Origin of the sequence: Paenibacillus prosopidis, assembly GCF_003337375.1 — a bacterium.
In the GTDB taxonomy this organism is placed as follows: domain Bacteria; phylum Bacillota; class Bacilli; order Paenibacillales; family Paenibacillaceae; genus Pristimantibacillus; species Pristimantibacillus prosopidis.
Genome location: NZ_QPJD01000008.1, coordinates 56,602 through 72,441, shown reverse-complemented (window position 1 = coordinate 72,441; position 15,840 = coordinate 56,602). Strand labels below are relative to the sequence as shown.

The 15,840-nt window shown below is 45.4% G+C and carries 9 protein-coding genes; 3 read left to right on the top strand and 6 right to left on the bottom strand.

The genetic code is table 11. The features are described from left to right. Positions 1-14: 14 nt before the first annotated feature. The 6 genes from DFP97_RS13935 to DFP97_RS13910 form a co-directional block, all read right to left on the bottom strand. On the bottom strand, positions 15-6,485 hold the full coding sequence (locus DFP97_RS13935) for an Athe_2463 domain-containing protein (protein WP_425453526.1): 6,471 nt from the start codon (positions 6,483-6,485) through the stop codon (positions 15-17). Between the two features lie 50 nt (positions 6,486-6,535). Next, positions 6,536-7,510 carry an S-layer homology domain-containing protein gene (locus DFP97_RS13930; protein WP_114380746.1) on the bottom strand — a complete coding sequence of 325 codons (975 nt, stop codon included), beginning with the start codon at positions 7,508-7,510 and terminating at the stop codon, positions 6,536-6,538. A 757-nt stretch (positions 7,511-8,267) separates the two neighbouring features. Next, positions 8,268-9,512: an MFS transporter gene (locus DFP97_RS13925; protein ID WP_114380745.1), complete on the bottom strand. Its 1,245-nt coding sequence runs from the start codon at positions 9,510-9,512 to the stop codon at positions 8,268-8,270. A gap of 46 nt (positions 9,513-9,558) precedes the next feature. Beyond that, the gene (locus DFP97_RS32125) at positions 9,559-10,857 is read right to left on the bottom strand and encodes a DUF2087 domain-containing protein (protein ID WP_114380743.1); all 1,299 of its coding nucleotides are present in this window, start codon (positions 10,855-10,857) and stop codon (positions 9,559-9,561) included. Positions 10,858-11,001: 144 nt separating this feature from the next. Continuing rightward, the gene (locus DFP97_RS13915; RefSeq protein WP_114380741.1) at positions 11,002-12,231 is read right to left on the bottom strand and encodes an MFS transporter; all 1,230 of its coding nucleotides are present in this window, start codon (positions 12,229-12,231) and stop codon (positions 11,002-11,004) included. 51 nt (positions 12,232-12,282) lie between these two features. Continuing rightward, positions 12,283-13,395 (bottom strand): lactonase family protein, encoded by a 1,113-nt coding sequence (locus DFP97_RS13910; RefSeq protein WP_114380740.1) that lies wholly within the window; start codon positions 13,393-13,395, stop codon positions 12,283-12,285. A gap of 165 nt (positions 13,396-13,560) precedes the next feature. Here DFP97_RS13910 and DFP97_RS13905 point away from each other — a divergent pair, with 165 nt between their 5' ends. The 3 genes from DFP97_RS13905 to DFP97_RS13895 all read left to right on the top strand — a co-directional run bounded on the left by DFP97_RS13905 (position 13,561) and on the right by DFP97_RS13895 (position 15,669). Further along, positions 13,561-13,923 (top strand): LytTR family transcriptional regulator DNA-binding domain-containing protein, encoded by a 363-nt coding sequence (locus DFP97_RS13905; protein WP_114380738.1) that lies wholly within the window; start codon positions 13,561-13,563, stop codon positions 13,921-13,923. A 131-nt stretch (positions 13,924-14,054) separates the two neighbouring features. Further along, on the top strand, positions 14,055-15,053 hold the full coding sequence (locus DFP97_RS13900; protein WP_114380736.1) for an aldose 1-epimerase: 999 nt from the start codon (positions 14,055-14,057) through the stop codon (positions 15,051-15,053). A gap of 241 nt (positions 15,054-15,294) precedes the next feature. Then, positions 15,295-15,669 (top strand): winged helix-turn-helix transcriptional regulator, encoded by a 375-nt coding sequence (locus DFP97_RS13895; RefSeq protein ID WP_114380734.1) that lies wholly within the window; start codon positions 15,295-15,297, stop codon positions 15,667-15,669. Positions 15,670-15,840: the final 171 nt, after the last annotated feature.

Here is a 15,840-nt window from a genome sequence, read left to right as displayed (position 1 = left end):
CTGCGTGGAATCTGTCACTGAACCCGATGAACGCCGGCGATTTCCAATGTTTGGCCATCTACCGATACGTCTACGGTATCTATTTTGATAGCTCCATTATTGTAATAGGCGGTAAACGTAAAGGTAATCTTCCCCTTCGCCAGCTGCCCAAAATCGGCGTCCCACATCTCGCCCTTCCATTTCGTATGAGCTGTATTAATCGCGACTAGAGTAGAAGAATAAGTATCCATTTGCACTTCCACACGCTCGGCTCTCGTAGTCGTACCCGTTACCGTTGTATCCGCCTCCAGCATAAACTTCTCGCCGGCCCAGAAAACAGAATAACCGCGCGGTGAATCTGCATTGCCGCTTTTTTTCGTATTAAAATCCTTGCGATGCTGGTCCCAAAGCTCCGTATGCTTCACATATCCGATAACGGTGAGAGGGAGTACTTGAACAGTCTTTGTCACGATAACCGGTTCCGCAATATCGTCGCTAACCGTCATCTGCATAGTCCATGTCCCCGCCCTGACCATCCTCAAAATAGGACCCCTTGGCGGATAATCAGGTGCGTCCAACATATACGAAAAGCTGCTCTTCTCCCCGGCAGGACTCGTTATTTCATACTTAATCGAAAGTGTATCACCATCTGGATCATCTACATCCGACAGAAATGTCGCCGTATCTTCTTCATACAACGGCTTTGGCGACCAATCGAAATCTGCTGTTGGCGGCCGGTTGGTGACAAAATAGATATAGGTAAAATGCCCCTCGTTGCCGGCAATGTCGTAATCCAGAACCGTCAGTCGATACTCTTGACCGGGTATTAATCCGGCAACCCGATAGGATTGCCGGTTAAGCGCTAGCGACGTACTGTATTCGGCCGTACCGTCACCGTTCAAATCGATGTTGGTTACACTGCCGTTCGCATTCACCTTCTGCAAATAAAAGGTCCGGGTTGCGTGTCCCGAAGATGGCGCAACATCGCTAAATCCGTTGAATTTTACCGTTACCGCCGTCGGTTCAATTTCTAGCTTCTCATCCACATCGGCGGGCTTAACCGTATCAACAAAGAAAAATCCGTTATCCGAATACGGGCCCCACAAATAACTGTCATTCGCTCTGGCTCTCCAGTAATGAAGCCCTTCAGCCAGCGCCGCAGATGTGTAGCTTGCTGATGCTGTTGCTGAGTTCGTATCGATTACTTTTGCCCCGTTTGAGCCTTGAAATACCTCATAATCAATCGCGGCAATCGGATGATTTTCCGGATCGACGGTAAACGTGCGCAGCTGCGGACGATTTCTATTCGTAAATATGGGATTTGCTGCATCATTACCGTTAAACGTTAGTAAATGCGTCTCCGGCGGCAGATCCAGCACAAAAAAGCGAATGTTACTTAGATCAGACCAAACGCCTGCGGAATACACTTGCCCTTGCACCTTCACGACTCGGCCGGGAATAATGCTGCCTTTCAGCATCGTGTAATTCATTGCCGACCCTTCAAGTTCCAAATAAAGAGCCAGCTCATTCGTATTCGCGTAATTTAAGGATAACCGGAACATGTCCTGCGGATCTTTTTCCGCATCAAAATACGTCCATGTAATGGCAGGCTCTGTGGCAAGCACAGTTGGAGCAGCTGCAGTCGTACCGCTTGGATAAGTAATCGTCATGACCGGCTTTGTTTGGTTCACTGCAGGTAATGCGTCTTTATAAACGATGTACTGTCCCCAATATGACCAAGCGCCATGAATATCTCTGACTTGCTCTTGTACGATCAGCTCTACACCTGGACGGTTATAGTACTGTCGCTTACCTGCTGTCCAAGCCGATTCATCAGACCAACGTGTTCGGAATACCTTGTCCGACAAAAAATGCGCAATATCAGGATCATAAGACGTATCGTAGGTCTCGTAGTCAAGTGACTCACCTTCTGCAAACACTTTGCCTGTAAATCTAACGTCCGGCTGCGCAACTGGCCTGCGATGCACATACAGTAATTTCTTTACCGGCTCTGACCATTTCCGATAAGCTGACAACCCAGGATTGTCTTCTGCACGGAAGGTAATCTCGTACACGCCTGCTTTCTCAAGTGCATTTACGGTTGCTCCAAACGTTTTCCCGCTGAAGGTACTCAGCCCTTCCGGATTTTCAAAGAAATTTGGATTATGGCTGTAGCTCCATTCTTCTGTACCCATCGGATCGTTCTCAACATCCTTGAATAGCTTGTCATAGAAGATTGGATCATTTACGAGTACGGATTCATACGTCTCTTCCGTGAAAGTATCGCCGTAATTCGTTTTCTTCACATTGGAGAATGCCGTATTAGGCTGTCCCAGTGACATTAACCCAGCAGAGCCCTTTAAGTAAGTACTGTCAGCAACCTCTAAAACTTTCGAGTGATTGACATAAACCCTCTGAATACCATTTACAGACTCTACTTTGACCGGGTACGTAGTAAAAGCATTACGCGTCATAGGCGCTGATTTCAACAATGTTTTAGCACCATTTACTACACGATACAAGGATAATGTGTCTTTGCTCCACTCCATAGCGTACATATTCTTCTCATTTTGAATTTGGAAGCCTGCACCTATGATTTTTGCATTTTTAGCATCGTTGATACTTGCGCTAAACTCCAATGCATAGTTTTTCATTATACTTCCGGCATCGTAGAGTAAACCGCCCCAATCGTCATTCAAGATTTCAACGGTATCAGCGTTAATCCCTTTTAGCCCGCCTGTTCCGCTTGCTGAGACAAAAGGCATGACATACCTATCGTAAAAAACAAATAGTGATCCATCAGGCAAAATAGGCGTTGCATAATCTGCAGCATACTCCTGCCAAGTTACTGGCGTTAATCCAATTTCGGGACTAGACGTGATAGCACTAAGTTTCGTTGCGTTATACAAAGTGGCCGTAACTTTTCTTGGCGCATTGAAATCACTATAACTCGTTAAACCTACAGGATTAAATACAGGAAAAATGATCTCACTGTTTGAGTTTGCAAATATTTTCCCTACGTTTGCTGAAGCCCCTGCATTAACCCAAGTGCCAATTTGATTCCCCCACCGGTTAAAAAAAAGATTATAAGAACTGACAACCCTACCTTGACTATAAATATTCGTATCACTAAAAATCAAAGGGTTAGCGTTTAAAGCCACTTCAGAATAGCCATGTCCCCAATCATCTTGAGAAGTAACGACGCTTCGAGCATACGCTGTTTGAAAGTAGGGGCTGCCGTCACTGTAGGTTGAACTTTGAATAGCATGTAATAAAACGTTCGCATATTCATCACTATTACTCAGTTGTACATAATTGACGAAAACATAATTCCCATCATCGGAAACGGAAGCATGAGATAATCCTGCCGCACCTCCTAAGTTAACCGTACTCTTAACGCCATTAGCTCTAACTTGAGTGATGTACCCTCTGAGACTTTGCAGACTGTTAGCATAACGATCTTGAAAATTATATGTAAAATAAACATCACCTTTAGTACCATAGGTCATATTTATATTTGAATAGTAACCACGGTACTCACGTTCACCCGAAACCTCCCAAACCAGATACTTATCCTTTAAGGAATATTTGTAGAATCGAAGCTCCATACTAAAATCTCCCCAAGTATCAGTTACGCCATAAGCTTGTCTATATCCGATATACATAGATTGACCGTCTGGAGAAATTTCAGTAAAGGTAATATTCGTCCCTATAGCATCTTGTGAGCCGGCTGAGCGGTAGAATGAAATTTCATCCTTACGCACGCCGTATTTATCGTAAGCTGCAATTTTCACAAGATCGAGATTGGATGGATAATTAGTTCGATCTGAAAAGTAAAACGTTTCGTCTGGTCCCACATTTAGAAAGGTTAAGACATCATCGGTAACAATTGAGAACGTTCTTAATATTTCACCAGTAACCGCGTTATGTTCAGTAAAATGAAACGTTCGTGTAGGTGCAGCATAGGTCTGAGAATAGGAGTAAAGACGGCTTCCGGCAAAAACCGTTTTAATTAAAGATCCATTTGTTAGCTTCCATGTTGGTTTGCCTACTATATCAGAAGCCAGTTGGAATTTTGTCCGTGAATTCGGTCCGTTTCCTGAGTTTGGATAACCTACTGCAAAGTTAGCCATAACAGCGTTCTTTGTCGCAATCGTTGTCGTATCCGCTTTCCAGCCTAGCTTATCTCCGCTGCCTCCCATATATGGCTTTTTAAGTGTCCAAGAACGGAAGATGGATGAAGATGTATAGTTTGTGACAGGCGGTCCACTATCTTCTCCCTGCCCTGGCTGCTGGGTAACACCGAATGCGTTAAAGTTAACTTCAGGGGCATAGTTTAAAATGTCGGTAGAAGCTATGCCAGAATTGCCTTGCATACCGTAATCTTCTGTTACTGAAGCTCGATATTGTCTTTTTCCGACTTTGTTATAGTTTAGAGCATTAGTTGTTTTAAAATCACCTTCGTACAACTTGATCCAAGATTCTTCATCAAAATTGCCATCACCATCTTGGTCATATCGTTCCTCGATAATTAGCGTCTTTAGTATATCTCCATCGGGGCTTTCGGCATCGATGTAAAGCATAAAGCCATTGTTGCGGTAGGCCTCTTCGGGAGCAATCACTTCAATTGTTGGAGGTGCGTCAGGAATTACTTCTAAAATGAGAGTTCCCCAATCACTCACTCTTCCCGTTGAATCGTAAACCTTACCTTCGATACTATACTCGCCTAAATCAGCTGGCGCATTCGTAAACCATCCATCCGTATAGGAAGCATCCGTAAGCTTTTTATATCTAGTTTCAGATTTACTAAAGTCAATTGTCACTCCCCTATTCTCTAGAGGCGTATAGGAATTTAAAAGATGGTGCGGATACGCAAGGTCTCTTCCTTGTATAACACGTGTTATACCAGCTACAACAGCTACTGGTTTAGGATCGATTACTTGGAGAACAGCTGTATCCCTTTTAGATCCTACTCCGTCAGTGGCCGTAAATTCAGCACTATAATTACCAGGATCCAAGTAAGTCGTATTTATAAATTCGAAATTGGTATTGTTCGGGAGCACTTGTGTAAGATTGTCTGAGAATTTCCATGTGTATCCTGTTAGACCGTCTGAGTGATTGATTAGAGAAGACGTTTCCCCTGCTACAATGACAGGTGGTTGAAATTCTATATCCGCTTTAAGATCGGGGGTTGAAGGAGTTGGGGGAGGCTCTAAAGGTTCAGCAGCAGCATGTATGATAAGCTCAGCCCATTCAGACACCTTGTTTGCACTATTCGTAACACGCAATTCTACAAGATAATCACCTTCAGCTGAGAAGTCCTTGGCAGCAGGTTTTTTATTATACGTTACTCCTGCAGGAGTTTTAAACTTCCACTCTCGTACTGTAATTGCTTCTTTTCCTGGCGAATAAGAAAGGAGATCATCCAGCTTCGGATCGTCTAACGGTTTAATATTTAACGCAGGTTTAGTCCGATGATCCCCTTCAAGGTGACTTATGATGGCGACAGGAGTAGTTGGTTCATTTTTTTTGTTAAATGCGATCTGAAAAGGTTTGGTATTGTTGTCCTCTTTCGATTCGGTAACCGCTAACCCGAAGTCGGTCATAGCAGTAAATTTTTTGATTCCACTTGTGGAGGAAGTTACATTAATTGTTACAGTTTTAATCGCACCCGGAGGAACATTAGATATAACCTCTGACTTTATACTTGTGCCTAATATACCTACGGTAAATGGCCCACTATTTTCTTTGCCTTGGTTTTTTGTCGTTATTTTGACAGGAACAGAGTCACCGACCCAAGCATCGCTTTGAACAACTAGCGGATCAATAATGAGAAGATCGGGTTTTTCGGGTGGTGGTGCAAGTTGTTCCGCTGGAATCGTGAAAATTTCATACCACCAAGATCCGTCAGGCTGCCATATGTTCCACATCTGAACAACGCCTGGAGAAAACTTCGTTCGTGCTTGCTGGATAATGACATAATCAAGTAGTGTCTCCCCTGTCCAACTAGTACCTTTTAACTTGTTGTAGCTCTCTAAGAAGGTTTTTGAATAGCCGTATGGATCTTTCATTTCCGTTAGCCAAGCTATTGCGTCAGGATGTTTTGATAACAATGTAGGTTCAATATTTTTAGCCCTACCTGTCGTTGTTTTCCAAGGTTCTTTAACCCAGTTTTTGGCTACACTCTTTGTAACGTTAGAGTCACTTTCAAACATCCAGTTACGATATAAATTCCCCTCATAATCCCATCCGAGGAAGCGATATTGTCCTTTTTTTAAATCTTGCGTTTCAGGATCTATATCTGATGGACAACCGTACACGATGACATTTGAACCTATGTTAGATTGGTTTAAAAGAAACTTCTCATTTAATGCCCGTCCTTTTGAATCTGTTAGTGGAATATTATAGAATTCAATATATTCTTTTGCCAGAGCGCTATACTCAGCTGGAGCAGGGCAATTCGTTGCCGCATTCGTATATGAGGGTATGGATAAGATCAAAAGCATTACTGATACAAAAATTAAAAGGTTTTTCTTGTACCTAATTCTCAATTTCTTCACGCCCCGATCACTATACCGACGGTCTTATTACTATTTCCTTTATATCCCTCAAATGTGCGTCCATCATACTTTGTAGTTATATTTGAATTCTTGTAGTCCATTCCATTAATTTTAATATAAGTGCTATAAGCTTTTTCATAAGAAATAGGATAATAAAATTTTAGTAGATCTTTAACTATAGCCTTGTTTGCATCTGTTGGTTCATAGATGAAGATAAAAGTCTGTTTTAATGAGCTATCATATTCAATCCATATAGTATTATCTTCAAATACATCCGTGCCTTTTGAGTTGATGCCTACAGATCCGCGGCTTATCATAGTGTTGCCTTTAAAACTCGGCAGTGAATGAATCAAAGTATTTAATTCTTTTTCCGACTTAGGATAAGCTACAGAGACAGGCAGATTGATATAATTCAGCGTATTTGTAATCATGACAACCGCCTCTGCACGAGTCGCGTTTTTGTTGCCGCCAAGCGTGCCGTCGGGGTAGCCACTCATGATCTTTATCTGTTTAGCTACTGCAAGGTATCCAAATGCGACACCTTCTTTGTCTTTTCCAGCGGCGCGAAGAGTCATTCGAGCAATTTCTTCGCGAGTTATTTTGCGGTTCGGTTCGAAAGTAAGTTCCTTGTATTCGCCGATCTTAATAACTGACTGCTTCAATCCCGTCGCAATATATGCACGAAACCAACCTTTATCATCCTCAAACGGCGTATCTGTGTCCTCGAGCTTATACTTCATAGCAGCGACAAGCGATTTCAAGAACTCCGCACGAGTAATATCCGCATCCGGCTTAAAGCTCGCAGAGGTATATCCTTTGATCCAGCCTTGGGCAGCGGCCGCATCAATTTCTGCTTTTGCCCAGTGTGTCTTCGTATCCGTAAAAGCTGCCGCACCAACAGCCACCTGCGTCGTTACCAACATAGACACCAACAACGCTGCTACCATAAATGCTTGTACTATTTTTTTCATATCAAACCACTCCCCATTTAATTTTTGTGTAGTTATATTGGATATTTGTAGTAACTTTCTACTTGAATTCACTTTTACAGAGGCTATATTGGATTTTTGCAATAAAGAACTCGATTTAACTCCCAATCCGAATCAATAAGCATCAAAACAGGCGTTTTTACTGTACAAAATCCAATATAACCTAGCCTAAAATCTCGATACCTCTCCTACCCTGTATGAAATCCATGATAAAAGGAGTATTACCTGCGTATCCCCGTCATTTCCTGCAACTAACAACCACTTCCCATCATTCCCCACCATACCCTGCTATTCAGTGCCGTGCCCTTCTATTTCCCGCTATTCTCAGCCATGCTGCTGCACGCGAATCCCTCGACTCCCTGCTCTCTGCTCCCTACTCCCTACTCCCTGCTTCTTTCTCGTTACGCATATCAAGCCTGCAATATGGCTTTGATTCAATATTCACAGGAACTTTATACCATTTCTTGCCCGCAGCTCCTTTTCCCTTCTTTTTTCATGCTTTCCATTTCCATGATCTGCATTTTTTCGACAAAAACCACCTCTGTTCATCAGCATGCCGCTCCCCCCGAAGGCATACCGAGACAACAAAAAAAGCACGCCCCTCCCTCTACCGAGGGTATAAGCGTGCTTCGCTATACTTCGTTTCAACTACAATGATGTTACTTCACACCGGCCAATCTGTCAATCTCCCCCAGTGTGCTTCGCTAACATTTCACTAACTAACTTAACTTAACCTAATCTAACCTTCGCTTTGCACGATAAGCGGCTTATGCTTAAATAACGGAATGAGCAGCAGCAAGCCTAGGAACATGAATAATCCGGCGACGCTATAAATGCCGACCAATGGGAAAACGAGTTTTAACTGACCGGCAACTAGCGTCATAATGACCATCATCCCCATAAACATCGGATTCAGCACGCCGTTCACCCGTCCGACGAACGACTCCTCCGACCATTGCAAAATTATCGTGCTAATGCCGATATGGATCAAAGGAAATCCCAGTCCGGCCATAAACTGCAGCCCTAGCGTAAGCGGAACGCTCGTCGATAATCCCGTCCCGACCATACATAACGAGTTGAGCAGTATGCCGAGCGCAAGCAGCTTTTGGGGCGAAACTTTTTTGGCTATGACCATAACCGCCCCGCCGCCGACGAGCATCGCAATCCCGTTAACCATCATTAAATACTGCAAAAACTCTTTAGGCTGACCTAGCCGCTCCAATACAATAAACAAGCCTAACGTCTGGGCAATACCGACAGCGGTTCCGGCAAGCGCGAACACTCCGCCAAGCGACTTCAGCACCGGACTACGCCATACATACATGAGTCCATCTTTTAGATCCTGTTTAAACCTGCGCTCAACCATCGCTTCCGTCCGTTCCACCTCGCGGTCGCGAGGGATACGAAATAAGACGACAGCGGACAATAGAAACGCGACGCCCATCACGCCAATAGAAATCTCGATACCGAACTTTTGGTATGAGATAACGCCCAGCGAAGGCCCAATCACCATAAAGATAGCAATAAGCGATTGGAACATCGCCATGGAAGATTGCAGTTGTTCGGCCGGAATGTGCTGCTTGAACAGCTTCATCGCGGAAGGCTGTGAAAACTGAGACAAAATCGCCGATACAAACGTCGCAAGATAAACCATATGCCACGAGCCGTAAACTAACGTAATGAGCACAACAAATACGGATATGGCGGATAAAAAGTCACACCAGATCATCGTTAACCGTGGCTTCCACCGATCTGCGAACGTTCCTCCGATAAACGAGAATACGAAAATCGGCAAAAACTCTACGAAGCCCATCAAGCTGATGGCAAACGGATCCTGGTTCGTCTTGTCGGTCACATACATCAAAATAGCAAAGTTGCGCACCCAAATCCCGATTTGTAACAATACGTTCGATAACAAAATCGTTTGAAAAAACTTGTTGCGGAGCAAGCTTTCTCCCGCTCCTGTCACTGCTTTAGCTGACATGTCAATACACACTCTCCCTTAACTAATCTTTTGTACCAAAAACTTTTTACTCCTTGACCTCGTCATCCCTACGATGGTAGCCCTTCTCCCCGAAAGGCTGCAGCTTCTCCAGCCATTGTTCCTTTAGAGCCGCTACTTCCCGGTTATACTGGCGAACCATATCGATCGGCTGACGGCCTTCTGCAGCAAAAACATCTTTATAATCATACCGAACCTGATGGTCAAATTTAACGGTCTCCAGGATGAGAAATGTAAAATTTTCACTGCCGTACTCCTTCCATTCCTTCTGCAGATCCTTGTTCGTATGTCCTTCGATATTTAGAAGAAATTGCTCTTTTCCCCACACTGCATCCAAATTGGTTGACCCGCCGATATATATTCGTCCATTTACTTTATTTGTAATCTGAAATACACCCATTAGCCGTTCGCGTTCCTGATACTCCGACGTCAGCTGCTTACGCTGCGCTTTCTCCATTTTGTGCCCACCCTTTCGTTCAACCTTACTCTCCTGCTGATCCGGCTTCTGCTCCTGCTTCTGTTCCTTTGGCCGATCCAACTCACCCGTTTCCCCTCCCAGCTCCTTTACCCAATACTCGCTGCCATCATCTTTGCGGTCCAAATACCCGTACTCAATCAAATAGCGGCGCAGCGTCACATAATCATCCACCAAAAACCGGCTTAGCTGTTCGTTTACATCCTTCTCCTTGTATATCTTTCCGCTTTGAAAATATGACGAGATATGCCGCAGCACAGCGATTTTCCGTTTTTCTTTGCGCGGGAAGGAAGCAAGGGGACCTTCCGGTCCATTCGGAAAATATTGCTTAATCAGGCTCGCATACTCATCCTCCGTAATCGCATACCGATCGTCCACCTGCGTTGCTGTGCGATGAATGGGCACGAATCGAGGAGCTGTGACAGCGCCTTGCTCCATCAATTCCATAATGGCAACAATCAGCCTCGCTTGCTTCGCCTTTTCCTTCAGAACGAACCGGTGGTTTCGAATGGTCGATGCACTGCCAACACCCGTAAGCTGCATCATCTCACCGTCGGACAGGTTATCGGCAAAGCCGCGAATGAGCTCCTTTTGCAAATCGGTTAGTCCCGTCGCTTTCTTATCGAGCTCGAGCAAGCAATCGAACATTGAGCCGTGTGCGTGCTGTACATGATAAGCCGCATATTTGCGTGCTTCGTACCAGCGTCCTGCTTTCTCCAAATGGAATACTTCCCCTTCTTCGAAGCTTTCACCGCAAATGAGGCAATAATACATCCTAGCCGCTTCATCATATACATAACCTTGCTTCAGCTCGTCTATTGATGACGACCAAAAACGTTCATTCAACTCCATATATAAACACCTCTAAAATATGTTTGCTTATTTTATAGACATTATATATTTTTGTTTGTTATTTTACAATACAATTTTAACGAGCGCACAAAAAACAGCTTCAAGGAATAATCCTCAAAGCTGCCAGTATTAATCGATATTCCCTTAAGCCGCTTCCCGCCGGTCTTTCGGCAGTAAGATAGCAAGCAAACCGATCAACGGCAAAACACTGCACATAACCATTACAAAGCCGAGTGTATATGCATCCGCCATATATCCTAATACCACTGCACCGAGCCCTCCCATACCGAAAGCAAGACCTGTAATAAGGCCTGAGGCCGTTCCGACCTTCCCCGGCATGAGCTCCTGCGCGTATACTACGCTCACCGAAAATCCCGATTGCAGGATAAAACCAAGCAATACGATTAATGGATACACCCATGCAAGGGGCAGATGTGGCAGCACAAGGGCAAACGGAGCAGCGCCGAGAATCGAGATGAGCATCATTTTTTTGCGTCCGATCCGGTCAGCCATGATTCCCCCGAAGAACGTTCCTGCAACACCGGCAGCCAAAAATAAAAACAATGGAACCTGTGCAGCCTTTATAGTTAATCCGTACGTATCCTCAACGTAAAACTGATAATAGTTACCTATAGCCGCGGCATACCAGGAACGGGCGAATACGATCGCAAACAGGATGGCAAGCGCAAATGCAACGACTTTTGGCGCAAGTACAACTTTAGCATGGCCTGCTGCCTTCTTTTGCTGCAGCTTTCCATCATGAATAGCAAGATGCGCCTTATACCACGGTACTACCTTCATCAGGATAATAATCGCAGCAGCCGCCAGCAACGTCCCCCATATTGCGCCTTTCTGGCCAAAGGGAATAAAGATAACCATTGTCATAAGGGGCCCAAGCATATGTCCGAAATTACCCCCGACTTGATAAATGGACTGGGAGAAGGCACGCCGGTTGCCGGCAGCGAGGTGAACGACACGCGAGCCTTCCGGATGGAACACCGCAGAGCCGAGTCCAACGAATACAACCGCAAGCAATACCAAGTAGAAATTCGGAGCAAAAGCAAGCCCCGCCATACCTAGCATACTGGAAACCATGCCAACCGGGAGCATCCAGGGAGCCGGCCTTTTATCCGAAATCAGGCCAACTACAGGCTGCATGACAGACGAGGTCATATTTAGCGTAAAAGCAATCCAGCCAATCTGCGCCAAGCTAAGATGCAGCGAATCAACAAGAACCGGAAACAAAGCCGTTACGACCGACTGCATCATATCATTCATCAAATGCACGGAGCTAATGGCGATTAATATAGCGTATACGGTTGCAATTTTCAAAGCCTCCGACTTCGTACCAACGGTCGAAAGTTGTGTTGACATTTTAAAAGGACCTGCCTTTCACTACGAATATACACCATTTCCTATGAAGGCTTATGCTGGCGATACGGGTCTAGCGAATTTAATGCATACAGGACTAGACAGTTGGAGGGTAGAGTCCGTTAACGTTAGCAATCCGCTTTCTACGTTGACGTCAAATACAACGATGTTTCCCGTCTTCTGATGAGCGACGAGCAAATGACGGCCATCCGGCGTAATGGCAAAGTTGCGGGGCGACTCACCGCCGCAGTCCATATGCTGTATAAGCGATAATTCACCGCTCGATTGGTCAACCGAAAATACAGCAATGCTGTTATGACCTCGGTTCGAGCTGTACAAATAACGTCCTGACGGCGCAAGGTGAATGTCAGCCGCATCGTTATAACCCTTAAAAGCTGCCGGGAGCGCCGATATCGATTGAGCAGCCGTCAGCTTTCCAAGCTCCGTATCAACTTTTAATAACGTAATCGTAGAATCAAGCTCATTCATGACATAACCTGCCGGCAGCTGCGGGTGAAAGATGAGATGCCGCGGTCCGGCGCCGCGATGCACCTTACAGCTCGCATGCTGCTTTAAAGTGCGGCGATCCGCATCGTACCTGTAAATGACGATCGCATCGATTCCTAAATCTGCTGCACATACAAATTCAGAATCGCCCATTGGTATAATGCAATGAGCGTGCGGCGCATCCTGCCTTGCTGTATTCGGGCCCAGCTCGCCTGCATGCTGCTGCACCGATGCAGCGGCCTCCAGTTCCCCTTCCGCCGTAAGCGGCAGTAAAGCTGCGTTTCCCCCAGTGTAATTAGCCGCGAACAAAGCCTGACCTGAATTATCCGTACTAATGTAGCAAGGATGAGCGCCATGAGTAAGCAAACGGTTACTAGTCGTATGAAGCAGACCTGTTGCACCATCGATCTCGAATGCCGCAACAGAGCCTCCGCCTGCATCGCCCGTCAATTCTGTTTCACTTGCCGCATATAAGCGATGCCCCTTAGGATGGAGCGTTAAGTATGAAGCGTTCTCGAGACCTGCTACACGCTGAATAATGGCTAACTCGCCTGTATTCCCGTCGAAGGTGCATACGTGAATTGTTGGCTCTTCCGCAGTTCCGTACGATCCTACATACAGGATCCCGCTGAACGGCGGCTGTCCATTTGGTATGTTCATTAACCCTCAACCTTCTTTCTTTTTGGCATTAAAGTGACCATAGCATATGCCGCCTCAGCAAACAATTACTTTTTTTTTTAAAAGACTTCACAAATCCTATTGTGACATGTTACAATGTAAGCGCTAACAATTATGCTGTTCACATTTCTAAAGGGGGAAAATGAGATGGTGAATGTTGTAATGAGCGAACGGAACGTATATGAGGATTTCGAGCTGGAGTCGGACGTGCTCTACTTCAAGATCGGTATGCAAGGACTCGTAAGCTTCCATGGCAGAAACTATAATATAAAGAAGAGAATGACTGCCGAACAGCTTCAGCAACTCACGAATGAAAGCAGCTTCTATCAGATTAGCTCCAACTGTTACATTAACATTGGCAAAATCAAAACGATTGCAGGCGGCACTATTTACTTCGGATCGGACATCTCCGAATCGAAGCAGGTTTCGGTCAATCGCCGTAAGCAATACGTGATCCAGCAGCTTTTCTCGCAACGGTCGATGAATAAGGATTTACGTATTACACCATAGTGAACAACGAACCGCCTTATTTCCACTAAATATGGAATAGGGCGGTTGTTTGTTTAGCCGCGTCCTGCTATTCTTAGGTTGAATAGGCTTACAAACCAAGCTGCACTACATAACTTTTTAGGAGGATTTTTATGTCTACGCAAGGACAAGCATTCGAACAATCTTTCCATGACGAGCAAGCCGTTTGGCTGCAGTGGGGCGCTTATGAAGCTGCGGTACTGCAGGCAGTAGGTGCCAACCTTATCGCATTCCGCGATAAAGAAAACAACTATACGTTTCTACGCGAGCCTTCGGCGGGCGAGATGGATGGCTTCAGAGCGAATCCGGGTATTCACGGCATCCCTGTTCTATTCCCTCCTAACCGTTACGAGGACGGCACTTTCACTTGGAACGGTAGAACGTATACGTTCCCTGTTAATGAAGCTAAGACTGGCAACCATCTGCACGGCTTTTTTCATACGGCAGCATGGAGCGTCGAGGATTTTGGCAGCAACAAAACAGAGAGCTACGTTTCGCTCAAAATTTCGATCGATGAAAACCATCCGATCTACAAGTATTTGCCGCACCGCTTTACGATCAAGCTGCGCTATTCGTTAAACGACGCTGGACTGCTTCAGCATGTGTCCGTTCATAATGAAGGAACGGACGCTATGCCTTGCATGATCGCTTTCCATACGGCGATCAACGCGCCGTTCGCGCCGAACAGCACATCCGACGATTATCGGTTCACGCTCACAACCGGCAAGCGCTGGGAGCTGAACGAGCGGATGCTGCCGACAGGCAGCTACCAGCCGCTCACAGCCGAAGAGGAAGCCATGAAGACGACTGGCCTCTCGCCTTTCTGGGACGCCATGGACAACCATTATACGACTGAGCCGCAAAATGGCCGCAACGCCATGGTGCTGACGGATACACGCAACGACGTAACGCTTGTCTATGACGTTGGTACGGCCTACAAGCAGTGGATGATCTGGAACAACAATGCAACGCCTGGCTTTTTCTGTCCAGAGCCGCAGCTTAATTTGGTTAATGCGCCAAACGTGAATTTGCCGGCTGAGCAAATCGGTCTTGTCGCGCTTGAGCCGGGCGGCATTTGGGAAGAAACGAGCCGCTTGTATGTAAGAAAATAATGCAAGAGGAATAACGGCTTAGCGCTGTTATTCCTTTTTTTTATACGAACAGACACCATCGTTCCCCTCCCTTAGCATCTGCTTAAAAGCTATTTTTCAACCAGTATGCCTGAAATGTTTGCAAGAGATCATTCTTGGATTGACATGAGCAAAAGAGCAGGATCATAATGGATGCATAAAATGATAATTGGAAATTATTGAACATTATTGTCTAACTAACTTTTTAAGGAGGAATATCCCGATGGATGAGCTAGCCAGCGATAACAACAACTGCAAGGAAAAAGCCGGCTCAAGCATTTGCGAAGTACTGCAGATCCTAGGCGCCAAGTGGGCTTTCCTCGTGCTTGAAGAACTCCTTAACGGACCGCAGCGGTTCAATCAGCTTCAGCGGAACATATCCATCGTCAAGACCCAATCCCTCACCGATACGCTCCGCCACCTGGAGAAAAACGGTCTTGTGCTCCGCAAGGTCTTTCCAACTGTGCCCGTAACGGTTGAATACTCACTAACGGAGAAGGGCAGCGATTTTCAAGCAGCTTTGAAGGAAATGGACAAATGGGTTCAGAAGTGGGGCAATCCGGTGCAAGCCATCGAATCAGCCGGCAAAACCTTATAATCGCACAGTGCAGCATAACTTCAACCGCTAGGTGAATGAATCACTTAGCGGTTTTTTTGTTATGACTTAACTTACTTTAAGTTAGTTAATCCAAATAGATGGATGATGTCCAAATACTTTGCGTTCTTACTTTAAGATAGTAACTAGGGTTATAATCCAATTAAGCAATCC